The organism is Blautia sp. HCP3S3_B11 (genome assembly GCF_052064435.1).
Lineage (GTDB): Bacteria > Bacillota > Clostridia > Lachnospirales > Lachnospiraceae > Blautia_A.
The window spans coordinates 45,441-57,733 of record NZ_JBQHVP010000024.1 but is presented as its reverse complement, the minus strand read 5'-3'; the positions used below and the strand labels follow the sequence as shown (position 1 = coordinate 57,733).

13 protein-coding genes and 1 pseudogene are annotated in these 12,293 nt (G+C 34.1%); 13 read left to right on the top strand and 1 reads right to left on the bottom strand.

Going from position 1 to position 12,293, the window contains the following annotated elements; translation table 11 throughout:
• Together ACTNC0_RS16255 and ACTNC0_RS16250 are read left to right on the top strand one after the other, a co-directional pair.
• The coding region (locus ACTNC0_RS16255) for a hypothetical protein (protein ID WP_441088208.1) at positions 1-389 on the top strand (389 nt) is incomplete at its 5' end.
• A 111-nt stretch (positions 390-500) separates the two neighbouring features.
• Positions 501-953 carry a helix-turn-helix transcriptional regulator gene (locus ACTNC0_RS16250; protein ID WP_441088206.1) on the top strand — a complete coding sequence of 151 codons (453 nt, stop codon included), beginning with the start codon at positions 501-503 and terminating at the stop codon, positions 951-953.
• A gap of 55 nt (positions 954-1,008) precedes the next feature.
• Here ACTNC0_RS16250 and ACTNC0_RS16245 read toward each other — a convergent pair whose 3' ends face one another.
• On the bottom strand, positions 1,009-1,716 hold the full coding sequence (locus ACTNC0_RS16245; RefSeq protein ID WP_441088205.1) for a S24 family peptidase: 708 nt from the start codon (positions 1,714-1,716) through the stop codon (positions 1,009-1,011).
• A 183-nt stretch (positions 1,717-1,899) separates the two neighbouring features.
• Here ACTNC0_RS16245 and dinB point away from each other — a divergent pair, with 183 nt between their 5' ends.
• The 11 genes and pseudogenes from dinB (at position 1,900) to ACTNC0_RS16190 (ending at position 12,292) form a co-directional block, all read left to right on the top strand.
• A complete protein-coding gene (dinB, locus tag ACTNC0_RS16240) occupies positions 1,900-3,150 on the top strand; it encodes a DNA polymerase IV (RefSeq protein ID WP_441088204.1) in 1,251 nt (416 codons plus the stop codon).
• A gap of 5 nt (positions 3,151-3,155) precedes the next feature.
• On the top strand, positions 3,156-3,401 hold the full coding sequence (locus tag ACTNC0_RS16235) for a hypothetical protein (protein WP_441088203.1): 246 nt from the start codon (positions 3,156-3,158) through the stop codon (positions 3,399-3,401).
• A 235-nt stretch (positions 3,402-3,636) separates the two neighbouring features.
• Positions 3,637-4,200, top strand: coding sequence for a hypothetical protein (locus ACTNC0_RS16230; protein WP_441088202.1), 564 nt, complete (start codon positions 3,637-3,639; stop codon positions 4,198-4,200).
• Between the two features lie 145 nt (positions 4,201-4,345).
• Complete coding sequence (locus tag ACTNC0_RS16225) at positions 4,346-5,368, top strand: radical SAM protein (RefSeq protein ID WP_441088201.1); 1,023 nt, start codon at positions 4,346-4,348, stop codon at positions 5,366-5,368.
• A complete protein-coding gene (locus ACTNC0_RS16220; protein ID WP_441088200.1) occupies positions 5,356-6,654 on the top strand; it encodes a radical SAM protein in 1,299 nt (432 codons plus the stop codon). Before ACTNC0_RS16225 ends, ACTNC0_RS16220 begins: the two co-directional genes overlap by 13 nt.
• A gap of 252 nt (positions 6,655-6,906) precedes the next feature.
• Entirely contained in the window at positions 6,907-7,185 is a 279-nt protein-coding gene (locus tag ACTNC0_RS16215) for a PqqD family peptide modification chaperone (RefSeq protein ID WP_441088199.1), read from the top strand.
• A 347-nt stretch (positions 7,186-7,532) separates the two neighbouring features.
• Positions 7,533-7,652: pseudogene (locus tag ACTNC0_RS16210) on the top strand (transposase); the annotation flags it as partial.
• A gap of 212 nt (positions 7,653-7,864) precedes the next feature.
• Positions 7,865-8,935 carry a hypothetical protein gene (locus ACTNC0_RS16205; RefSeq protein ID WP_441088198.1) on the top strand — a complete coding sequence of 357 codons (1,071 nt, stop codon included), beginning with the start codon at positions 7,865-7,867 and terminating at the stop codon, positions 8,933-8,935.
• Positions 8,936-8,954: 19 nt separating this feature from the next.
• On the top strand, positions 8,955-10,826 hold the full coding sequence (locus ACTNC0_RS16200; protein WP_441088197.1) for an HD domain-containing protein: 1,872 nt from the start codon (positions 8,955-8,957) through the stop codon (positions 10,824-10,826).
• A gap of 52 nt (positions 10,827-10,878) precedes the next feature.
• Positions 10,879-11,853 carry a hypothetical protein gene (locus ACTNC0_RS16195; RefSeq protein ID WP_441088196.1) on the top strand — a complete coding sequence of 325 codons (975 nt, stop codon included), beginning with the start codon at positions 10,879-10,881 and terminating at the stop codon, positions 11,851-11,853.
• Between the two features lie 40 nt (positions 11,854-11,893).
• The gene (locus ACTNC0_RS16190; protein WP_441088195.1) at positions 11,894-12,292 is read left to right on the top strand and encodes a hypothetical protein; all 399 of its coding nucleotides are present in this window, start codon (positions 11,894-11,896) and stop codon (positions 12,290-12,292) included.
• Position 12,293 lies beyond the last annotated feature (1 nt).

Below are 12,293 nucleotides of genomic sequence, written 5' to 3'. Positions count from 1 at the left end.
ACTTTAGAACCCAATTCAGTTTTTTTACAACTGGTACGATTGAAAAGACTGTCATCAATGATGAATACATTCTTACGAGAGGCATCGGTAACAAAGGTCATAAGGTCGGTGAATCACGACTAGGTATGCAGCCGAAAGTAAGTAGAGAACTTTTGGCTGCATGGCCTGGATTAAAAAATAATTACCATGACTATATGATCACAGAACCAGTAGATTTTCAGAAAGAATTAAATCGTGTTCCAGAAGCAGATTATGATGTATGCTGTGCGTTACTTACGATGATTGTTCAGAAAAAGGAAAATCAAGATGAATTATTTGAGAGTTATGTGTACAATAGTGATGTTATTCGAATCTTAAACAGAATGATTAAACTGCAACAGAAATTATAGTGATATTGCACAAAAATAAAAAAGTTTAAAAATTGCTGTGATATTTTCCGTTTTCATACGTTTATATTATAAAGAGTAAATTCTGTAGTTCGAGATTTGGAAAGTAGGAAAATGGAAAATAATAGAAAAATGATTAACGGTGTAATATTTTTGGAAGAACAGGCAGATTATTTGTTGCTTCTTGGAAAGGAAGGCTTATATGCAGTGCAGGCAGAAAATGATCATTGGAATGTTCATTATACACTTCCGGGAGATACATCAAATTTAGACAAGCAGTTTATTTCCAAAGATGAGGCATTGCAGGATGTTTATGAAATGGATATATGGCGCAGAAATAGGTGGAGATTTTTGCCAATGAAAGAACTAAGGACGAGCTTAAAGGAGCTTCGCACGGAAGCAGGATTTACACAATCAGAACTTGCTGATATGGTGGGAAATTGCAGGGATAATATAAGTAGACTGGAGAGAAATAAATTTAAAAATCCTACATATCAGTTGTTATATGATATTGCAGAATTCTTTGAAAAACCTGTGGAAGAAATTTTTTGGTACGAAGAAATATAAAATAGAAGGCTGGTGCATAGCAGAAGTGAGCTGTTAATGCATCAGCCTTTTAAAATTAGCCAACTACTTTTCCAAAAGTTTTTAAGGTGGAGCCGGAAGTGACTTGGATAGGAGCATATTTTTTATTTAGAGAAATAAGTTGGATACCGGAATCAGATTGATGATATTTCTTTACATAAGCATCACCATCGAGGAAAAAGACACCGATTTCTCCTTCTTCAAGAGTTTCTTGTTTATGAATCCAGATGATCTGTCCATCCAGATAGAGAGGCTCCATACTGTCACCACATACCCGGACGCCGAAGTCAGCGCAGGAAGATACTTCATCACCTACTTCAATTTCGGAAAAACGGTCGGAATCAAGGAATTGTCCTGTTCCAGCTGAAACCGGGAGATCATAGAGACTGAGAGTTCTTCGTGGAAATTGATAAATGATTGGTTCTTCTCGAATGTATTCCCCGCTTTTCATTAATAGGTTCATGTAGTCAAGAACTTTGGCTTGTCCTTCGTCATTTAATTTGGAGAAAAGTTTCTCATCCGTTCCAATCTGGAATGTTCTATTTATATCGGAAATCTCAAGAATTTCACAGAGGGCAAAAAATTGTAAAACATTTGGCAGGTTTACATTTTTTTCCCATTTACTGATAGAATGAGCTTTTACATCTAAGCCTCTTTCACACAGAAGAGCTGCCAGTTGTGGTTGAGACAGTTTTCGGTCTTTTCTTTTATTAGCAATAATGGATCCAAAATCTTTCTTTATCATCATACACCTCCATATGCAGGTATTTATTCCCTATATATACTATAACCCATAGAAGATAAAAAATCAACAATAATAGCGTTAAAATCCAGAAAATCAACATATTTGCTACTTTACAAAGATTTAAAAACGATATATAATGCCTGTATAGAAAAAAGAACACACGTTCTAAAAGGAGGTGAAAATGTGGAAAAAGTAGTATTGCACAGTGATGCCAACTGTTTTTATGCTAGTGTGGAAATGCTATATCATCCAGAATATGTTGGTAAGCCATTAGCTGTAGGAGGAGATCCTGAAGCGAGGCATGGAATTGTATTGACGGCGAATTATATTGCGAAGAGAAGCGGCGTTAAGACTGACATGGCATTGTGGCAGGCAAAGCAGGTTTGCCCGGATTTGATATTTGTACCTCCGAGGATGGATTTATATTTGAAGTTTTCCTCAATGTTGCGAGAAATATATTCGGAATATACGAATCAAGTTGAACCGTATGGATGTGATGAAGCTTGGCTTGATGTAACTGATAGTTTTTCACTGAAAGGTGACGGAAGAAAAATTGCAGAAGAAATTAACAGAAGGGTAAAGAAAGAACTGGGTATTACGGTAAGCATTGGAATTTCCTGGAATAAAATTTTTGCAAAACTTGGAAGCGATTATAAAAAGCCTGATGGAATTACAGAATTTAATCGGACGAATTATCGTGAACTAATCTGGAAACTTCCGGTATCAGATCTTCTATATGTAGGCAGATCAACGAATAGAACTTTACAGAAATATGGTATTCGCACAATTGGAGAATTGGCAAGAACAGATCCAAGTTTTCTGGAACGGCAGCTTGGAAAGATGGGACTTGTGATATTTTCATTTGCAAACGGATGGGATGATTCGCCGGTTGCAGCAGAATTATATCATGCTCCGATCAAATCTATTGGTAACAGTATGACAACACCGAGAGATCTGGAATGTGATCAGGATGTACAGATTATTCTGATGGCATTGGCAGAAAGTGTTGCAGCCAGATTACGGAAACATGGTTTTAAATGTAATGTAGTTTCAATTTCTATCCGGGACAATGATCTGTATCATTTTTCACGACAGAAAAAAATTCAAGAACCCACTGACATTACAGATGAGATTATGAGAGCAGCTTATCAGCTATTCAAGGAAAATTATCATTGGTCACGTCCGATCAGAAGCCTTGGCATTCGTGCTGATGATCTGGTAATGGGAACAGTACCGGTGCAGTTAGATTTATTTATGAATGAACAACGCCGGGAAAAACAGGAGAAGTTAGACAGAGCAGTGGATGAAATCAGACGACGGTTTGGTTATCACAGTGTCCAGAGAGCATTTATGTATCAGGATAAAGTCTTATCAAGTTTGGATGCACAGAAATCCCACACTGTACATCCAGTAGGATATTTTAATGGGAGGTAGTTCCTTTGGAAAGTTGCAAAGTATATGTTGAAGTAACCGTAAAATTTAGTACTGATGGTGTTATGATGCCCGTAGAATTTATCTGGGAAGATGGAATGAAGTACATCATTGATAAGGTAAAATCAAAAGAACGATGTGCGAGCCGTAAGGCAGGTGGTACTGGAATCATGTATACGGTATTGGTAGATGGTAAGGAATGCCATCTATACTATGAATTTGATAAGTGGTTTATGGAGCGCAAGAGTGCGTAAAGATTTAAGAATGAAAACAAGATCTGCAGAAGAGCTGACCTTTCCCTTTTGCTCTTTTCAGATTGACATATAAGGGCATTACATCTATGTCCATGAAACAATATACCCACTATATTGTCCATGCAGATGCGGCTCTGCTCAAGAATAATTCTTATTGAGCTTCCGTCAAAATCACAGGGATGGGAGTGTAGAACGTCAGAGAAAGACGATTCAATACGAAAAGGAGATTTTGATAATGACAGAGAGAGATTATGCGATTAGATCGTTTAAAGAAATTACGTTAAATGCAGCACGACATACAGAAGAGAGAATGGATCTGTACTATGAAAAGATTAAAGCACTGATGAACAATTATCAGGATTTGATTTTGGAAAATCAGATGGTTTTGGATGAATTAGAGCAGGAGTGTCAGGAAAAGATCAATGAGAATATGGCCTATGCCCTTCAGTATATGGATGCTTACGATTACCGCATGAATTTAGGAAAACTGAAAAAAGAAGTAAATAATATCATTCTGATCTATGGACTATGCGATATGGTTAACCGGGCAATGACATTGGTAAAATATTTCACCCCGAATTTTGGAACCGAATATTATGATGTGCTTTATGGCTGCTTCTGCAGGCACAGAAAAATGACAGACATCGAAATTATGCTTGAATTGGGGATGAGCCGGGCAAGTTTTTACCGGAAGAAAAAAGCAGCTCTCCGCTATCTGGGATATTATTTTTTTGAAATCGTAGTACCACAATCTGCAAATAAACGATATAAGCCATCTTTTCTAGAAACGGAAGAGTAGATATGAAAGAGTTTAATGGAATAGTTACTTTTCCGGGGATAACTGGACAGTAACAAGCTAAAGGCAAAATCTCTGTAATGTTGAAGATTCAATTGAAGTTCTTGGTAATATGTGATAAAATATATAAAAAAATAAGACAAAATGTATGAAAAATATAAAAATAATGATGAGAGAAGGGAGGAGGCTTATGGACTTATCGTATCCTTTTCATGTACAATTACATTTGACAGATAAATGTAATTTGAAATGTAGGCATTGTTATGAAGGTGAACGAAAAACAATTAATGAGTGGGAATATAAGGAATTATTAGTAGTAATTGATGAATTAGATAAAACTTTTGAAAAATGGAATGTTGACGGAGAAATTTCATTAGTTGGTGGAGAACCAGTAATGTATCCTTATTTATCTGATTTATTATATTACATAAGAAAGAAAAGCTTTATTTCTCGAATAGCAATTTTAACAAATGGCACCTTTATTCCGGATAAATTAAAAAAAGCAATATTGGATACAAAAGTAGCAGTTCAAATTAGCATAGATGGAATAACAAAAGAAAAACATGATTTTATTCGTGGTGAGGGAAATTATGAGAAGGCAATTAATTCAATAAAGTGGTTAGTAAGCAATCAAATAGAAGTATTTGTTCATTATGTAATTAGCAAATATAGTGTACCTATTTCTAAAGAGTTTATTGATTTTATAAGTAATTTAGGTGTAAAACAATTAACTTTTAGTCTTGTAGTTCCGATGGGGGCAAGCGATAAGAGTGTAATGCTAAATAAAGATGAATTGAAAGAAGTGTATTCTAAATTAAATGAATATGCAAATTCTTTGCCTGAAAATGGAATGAGTATTAACACTACAAGGCCTCTTTGGACTCATTTTGGAAAGACAGGCAGATGTCCTGTTGGAATACAAACAATAACAATTTTACCAGATGGCACAGTTTTGCCTTGTAGAAGATTACCGATTTCTGTTGGAAACATTAAAAAGAATTCTCTCTTTTCAATTTGGTACAATTCTGAGGTTTTGTGGAATTTGAGACAAAGAAACAAATTTCAGAAATGTGGTGAATGTGAACATTTAGATGATTGCGGTGGAAATAGATGTATTGCTTATGCTGTCACTGGAGACTATATGGGGGAGGATCCACAATGCTGGATATAAGGCCAATGTTTTTACGTAATGGGGTAAAAATTGTAGAAGGATACAAAAATGCAGCTATTTATGATTTTAATAAAAAAAAGGTATTTCTTGTATCTAAAAATGTTGCCCATACAATGCTAGAAAATAAATCGTTTAATTCAATTTGTGAGTCACTAGTTCAACAGATGTTAGATTATGATTTGATAAATTCATATGATAAAGGAAAAGAATTAAATCCTCAAAAATATGAATACAATCTTTTTGATGATTGTTATACAGATAAACGTTGTACATTATTGTATATCGAAGTGACAGATAAATGCAATTTTCATTGTGTCCATTGTTATGCAGAAATGAAACCAGGAGGTTGCCGAGAATTATCTATTGAACAATTTAAATCTATTATTTTAAATATTCAGCCAGATGAAACTTGTGATATTAGATTGACTGGAGGAGAACCTTTCTTACATAGTAATATTAGAAGCTTTATAGATTTAGTAAAAGAAAATATTAAACCAAATTCAACTCATTCAATTGTTACAAATGGATCTTTTAAAAGTGAAGATGCATTATATGCGATGGAGAAAGGATTCGAAGTTCAGATTTCGATATATGGAATGAAATTAGATACTTTTAAAAAGTTTACAAATAGTTCAGATAGATATTGGGAAACAGTACAAAATAATCTTGAAAACCTTTCGAAAAGTCCTAATAAGGATAAAGTGTTATTATGTTTTGCAGTAAATACACTAACATATTCGCAAATTAATGAATTTGAAAAATATGCGAAAAAGCATGGATTTAGGTATATATTTAATCGACCAGCTAGTACTGGAAGAGCAGTAAATAACTGGAAAATGTTAGAATTGTCTCCCGAAAAACATTTTGAGTTTTCCAAAAATACAAAAGCATCTGTATTAAGATGTTGCTATCATTTGTGTCAACTTCATTTGTGCGTTGTTGGGGTAGATGGAAATATATTTCCTTGTTCATTTTTAAGAGACAAATCTTTTGTTATGGGAAATATTTTTAAATCTTCACTAAAAGAAATATGGCAATCATCTGAATATCAGGAATTTAGAAAACTAAATCCGACAGATGTTGAAAAATGTAATAAATGTGAATTTATATATATGTGTACAGCTGGTTGTTGTGCAGAAGCAGTTGGAATGACAGGAAATATTTTATCAGTTTATCCATGGTGTAAAGTTAAACCCTATGAATGTGACTACTTAAGTATTCACGATGATGAAATGTATTTTGTGGATAAGTTAGCAGCAGGTACATTTGACTTTATAAAAGTGTAGAATATTATGCAGATAAGGAATATCCTTATTTAATATAAATTTTTAGTATAGGAGGTGAAATTGATGAAAAAACCAATTATTAAAAAAGTGACAAATGTTGTTTCGGGCAGCAAAAAATCTGCATGCACTTGTTGCGGCGGTAGCTCAAGATAAAATACTAATTAAAGTATGAGCTATTTTAAACACCTGTATCCTTTAGAATATGGATACAGGTGTTTCCGTATAAGATAATTTTGTGGAGGTTAAGATATTATGGATTTGTCAACTAAATTATTGCTAAAAGAAAAGTTTACTTTTCATATGGAGGAAAGTGGAAAAGGGTTTCTTATGGACTGTATTGCTGGTGATGTATATGAAATAAATGACACGACAGAGTATATTTTAGAAAAATGTGATGGGAAACATTCTTTGTCTGAAATATTGCAAATGATTTGTAATACTAGCATGGGAGATGAATGTGAAATTAAAAAAGAAGATATATTAGAAATAGCAAATTTTTTTATAGTAAATAATATATGTGATGTAGATTGAAATTGTATTGGTATTGATAAAAAATTGAATAAATCTGCAAGAACAGTGGAAATGTATAAATATTTTTGTAAGACGATTTGCATTAATAACTTTCAAAACTTACGCACTTTGTTTCTTTTACAGAGTGTATTAAGATGACAGGGAAGTATGAACACACTCACTATGGTAAGAAAGAAAAGAGGTAACGTAAGTGTTTACGAGATAACTCCAAACCGCTAGCTGGCGAAAGCTATCCTAAATCAGTACCTGTTTAAAAGCGTAGAGAATATGCAGAATGCGTTGAAGAATATTTTCGGCTCCATGTTCGAAGCGATACTGCAGGTTTGTTCTAATAATGAATGTGGTGAAAAAGAAACGGCTATATCAAAAAGATATTAAGAACAACGATTGGTGATGTCCCTATTGAAGTTCCCCGTGATCGGGATGACATTTTTGAACCGAAGAGAAAAAGAGATGTCTCTGATATTTAAGACAAAGTAGCTTATAGGAAATATAGTTAATTATCTTGCAAGAGATAGTTAATAGAGAATGAATGAAATAATTCATTTTTGTGAAATATTTTATACAATAATTTGCTTTTGTGAATATAATTGACGATTAATATATTGAACATTTATCCTAAAATGATACAATAGACCCAACTTATCAAAATGTATTTTGACGGAGGAGGGTCTTTTTTATGTTAGCAAATGAAAAAATGGCAAGTGAGTTATTACCAAAAAATCTGATGTACATTATAAAAAATAAATATCCATCTCAGAAGGCTTTTGCAGAAAGAATGGAAATTGCACAGGCAACTCTTGTAAAAATCTTAAAATCCGGACAGATTCCCGGAATTTACCCGTTTTTTTATAACTTAGAAAAAGAAACCCAATATACAATGTCAGAAATACTGAGTACTGATATTACAGTTGAAGCTGAAAACAAGTTTTCGACGGACGTAAGCAGAGAGCAGGCCGATAAGCTGTGTGGGCTTTACTGTTTTTACTATTATGATACAGCTGCATTTAAAGGACGTGACAACAAAGAGGCAAAAGAAGCTTTAAATAGCGGTTTATTATTAATTTATAAAAATAGAGATAGCAAAGAATATGCCTGTATGGCACAGTTTGGTTTGAAAGTAAAAGAGATGCGTGAAAAGTTTCTGACATGGGGTGGTGGAAAAAATAACACAGTTACTTCGTTGGATACTATCGTAGTCAAAATGAAAAGCTATTCATCAGTCCATTTATATCAAGGAGTGGTGAAAATTACTAGTGGACATGTTTACCTTACACTGGATTATGGAGATAAAGATCATGCTTTCGTTGTTCTTCATAGACCAGATGGAACTGGAAGATATTACATTGGCGGTCTTGGAGCAATGGTATCAACCTCAAAGGGAAGAACATCATTTCCTTGTATGCAGATGCTTGGAGTATCGAGATTTAATATGGATATTTCAGAAGAAGAGATAGCCAGAAAGTTATTATTGGGTTATCCATCCATTAAGCCGGGAGATAAGTGTGAACCACTGCTTAAACTGATAAAACAGTTATATCAGAAACGATTAGAACATGAAAAAATATCTGAAAATTTTGAAACAGAACTGTCTGATGTATACAGAGAAAGTTTGATTCAGGGAGAAGTTACAAGATTGATTAACAGCATTGTGGAAAGCAATGTCTTTCGCACAATTAAGATTTCATATATTGATGATGATGAATGGTATCATTTTGTAAAAAAATTTAATCCGAGAAATCGTGGATAATAGTACGAGGAGGCTGACTATGGAAGACAGATTGTTAGCACGAAAGACAGCAAGTGATGTAGTGGCACCTGAAACGGTAAATGAATATACAGAAGAGCAGATCAAAGAAATTCATGAAAAATACGGCAAAATTATAAAGACCATGTATGCACATGGAGTTATGGCAGATACAAAACTGATAAATGATGCTTTTCAGTTTGCAATGGAGAAGCATAAAGGAGCTATGCGAAAAAATAAAGAGCCATATATTTTACACCCTATAGCGGTAGCACAGATTCTTGCTGATTTAGGTTTTGAAAGTGATTTGGTGGCAGCGGCTCTTTTGCATGACGTTGTAGAGGATTGTGATGTAACCGTAGAATATTTGATGGAAAGATTCGGAAAAATTGTAGCTGATACAGTAGATGCACTTTCGGCAGTAAATGTTATCACATCTGGAGATCCAGAGATGGAGAAAAAAGACATAGATGTGTTATCAGATGTAAAACTACTGAATGAAATTGAGAAAAATCCTAAGGCAATTTATGTAAAAATTGCGGATCGCATTCATAATCTGACAACCATTGCTGCTTTCCCCTATACGAAGCAGAGGGCAAAGGCACAACATACAAGAGAAATCCTGATCCCATTGGCACGTAAAATGGGAGTTTTTCGTCTGATTTATGAATTGGAAGATTTGTGCTTTGGGATTGAGAATCCAGAATGTTACAGAGTTGTAAAAGAAAAATATGAACAACTCTTATGGGAAAACCGATATGGTGTAAAGGAAGTGCAGGATTATCTTACGACTATCTTTTTTGGTGATTCCGTTGATGGCATTTGCAAGGAAGATTCATTGTCCAAATTTATTATTTCTTGTGGATACAGGCAAAGATATATGGAAAGTATTTTTCGTAATGTAACCGCACAGGTTTCTAATATCCTGACAGATTTGGAAAAAAATATATGCAAAGAAAAAGTGGAATTATATGATATTTATTTCATTGTGAAAGATGAATGTGCGTTTACTGCTATGGATGTATTTTTCCATTTTTATCAGAAACTCTTGGAGGGTTTCTATCGTATTACAGTAACTGAAATTAAAAGAAATGCAGAAGATACTCGCTCTTATTTTGTGCTGGAGGATTGTTATAATAATAAATATCGTTTATTTGTAGAAAAAGAATCAGATTATCTGAACAAAATGAATGGAGTCATTTTAGGTGGGGAGTTTGGATTAAAAAAATTTAGTAAAATTGATACTGCAGAACCAGGAGAAAGCTTTAAACCTTTTATCAATGTATATCGTAAGGATGGAACAATGGTACAGATTGAAGAAGGAGCTACTATGCTTGACTTTGCATTTGCTATTCATCCGGAAATAGGAATATGCGCTCGTTATGCATTGATAAATAAAAAGCAGGAACGTATTCCATTGTATGCTAAGTTGAATGAAGGTGATCTGGTGGAAATAGTTCACGATTCCCATAAAGAAAATCCAGAATTGGATATTCCACATGCAACAATTCGGTGGTTTGAATATGTTCGAACCCGTGAAGCTACGAGAGCTTTATCAAGATATCTTGAAAAACATGTTGAGTCAGCAAAACCTTTGATACAGGTTCATGATGCAGAAGGAAACACTTATGAAATAGAAACAGGTTCAACAGTACTGGATTTTGCATTTCTTTTAGGTGATGAAATGGGACTTCATTTTAAGTCTGCTTATGTAAATAAAAGCAAAAATAAAGCTCGAATAGATAAAATGTTGGGGTATGATGATGTCATAAAAATAATAGCTGATGCTGATGATATAATGACTCCGAAATTTGAATGGCTAAATATTGTAAAAACCCAAAAAGCCAAAGATGTATTACTGAAGTATTTTAATACAATGTTGAATACAAAATAATATTTCAGGAGTGAGGTGCCGTTTCCAAAAGCAAAAATTGGAGGTGAATATTATGGCATATCCCAAGATGGATCGTTATCTGATTTTTAAAAGAAAAGATAGGAATACTGTTGAGGTGAGAAATGAAGTATATGAAATGAGTTGGGAAATGAACGTCCGAGCTGCACGATTTCTTCGCAAGTTAGATGGGGAAACGAATCCATATAAAATTGATCCTTATATGAACAGAAACGAAGTCGCTCACCTGCTAGAGAAATTGGAAGAAGAGGAATTGTTAGATGATGGTGAAAGATTACTTTCTGTTGGAATTGGGTCAGTAATCATACCGTTGTGGTCACCGAAAGTTACACGATGGTATCGGGTAATTGGAAGATTGTGGAACAAAATACTCATGTTATGTTGGTTGCCAATTTTCTTTTTGGGGGTATGGGAATTTTTGACTCAAGAGTGGATCGGACCAGAAAGTGATTTTGGGACTTTCTATGGTTATCTAATTTTTGCATTTGGAATACTCTTACATGAGTTGAGCCATGTAGCTGCATGTCTTGATTATGGAGGCAGATTCTACGAAATGGGAATCATGACGCATTATTTTCTTCCCGGCGCATATGTGATGATTACCTATGATAATGTAAAAAATCGCATGAAACGAGCACAGATTTCGGCAGGAGGGATAGAAAGTAACCTGCTTTTGGCGGGCATATGCCTCTGTTTGCTAAAAACGGGATGGTTTAATCCGGTAGCTTTATTAATTGGAGCATTTTTTAATGTAATAACAGCCGTATTTAATTGCAGTCTAGTTGAAGGTTTAGATGGCATAGGAATTTACCAGGAATTTCTTGGAAAAGATTTTCTTGAAAAAGCAAAGCCGTTAATTCGAGATCCTAAGGGGAAAATAATAATTAGGAGAAGGGGAATTAATGGGGAAGTTACAATCATGGCGTGTTACATCATTGTGATTATGCAGATATTGCTACCGATTATTCTTTTGATCAATGTATTTAGCCTTGTGAGTGCTTTTGTTTGAATAAAGTCCCTAGTAAGTCGTAAAGGTGAGATGTTTACTTATGAAAAAGAAAAGTCGTTTATCCGGTCTTGTGCTTTTACCAATGTTGATTTCAATTTTGTCGGCATATTATGAAGCGTTATGGTTAATACCTGTTGTTGTTATTTTAATGTTTGCCTTGGTTGGAACGATGCCTTTTTGCAGGAAAAATGAAAATTTATGGATGTTTGTATTGACGGGATTTTGTTCAATACCTGTTAATTGGTTTCTTTTGACAAAATTCAATGTATGGATGGATTACATATATAGTGACGTAGGAAATATCATTACAATAATTGTAATCATTGAACATGTGATAGTTTTGACCGGATTAGAAGAAATTGTTTTGGGATTATTCACACGTATTGTGTGGAAAAAACAATATAAATTATATATACCAGTAGAATCAGAAGAGAAATAGA

What these genes read in the sequence shown, in the direction of transcription:
- ACTNC0_RS16200 (WP_441088197.1), top strand. Translation starts at nt 8,955, where the DNA reads ATGGAAGACAGATTGTTAGCACGAAAGACAGCAAGTGATGTAGTGGCA.
- ACTNC0_RS16220 (WP_441088200.1), top strand. Translation starts at nt 5,356, where the DNA reads ATGCTGGATATAAGGCCAATGTTTTTACGTAATGGGGTAAAAATTGTA.
- ACTNC0_RS16195 (WP_441088196.1), top strand. Translation starts at nt 10,879, where the DNA reads ATGGCATATCCCAAGATGGATCGTTATCTGATTTTTAAAAGAAAAGAT.
- ACTNC0_RS16250 (WP_441088206.1), top strand. Translation starts at nt 501, where the DNA reads ATGGAAAATAATAGAAAAATGATTAACGGTGTAATATTTTTGGAAGAA.
- ACTNC0_RS16230 (WP_441088202.1), top strand. Translation starts at nt 3,637, where the DNA reads ATGACAGAGAGAGATTATGCGATTAGATCGTTTAAAGAAATTACGTTA.
- ACTNC0_RS16215 (WP_441088199.1), top strand. Translation starts at nt 6,907, where the DNA reads ATGGATTTGTCAACTAAATTATTGCTAAAAGAAAAGTTTACTTTTCAT.
- ACTNC0_RS16245 (WP_441088205.1), bottom strand. Translation starts at nt 1,716, where the DNA reads ATGATAAAGAAAGATTTTGGATCCATTATTGCTAATAAAAGAAAAGAC.
- ACTNC0_RS16225 (WP_441088201.1), top strand. Translation starts at nt 4,346, where the DNA reads ATGAAAAATATAAAAATAATGATGAGAGAAGGGAGGAGGCTTATGGAC.
- ACTNC0_RS16205 (WP_441088198.1), top strand. Translation starts at nt 7,865, where the DNA reads ATGTTAGCAAATGAAAAAATGGCAAGTGAGTTATTACCAAAAAATCTG.
- ACTNC0_RS16190 (WP_441088195.1), top strand. Translation starts at nt 11,894, where the DNA reads ATGAAAAAGAAAAGTCGTTTATCCGGTCTTGTGCTTTTACCAATGTTG.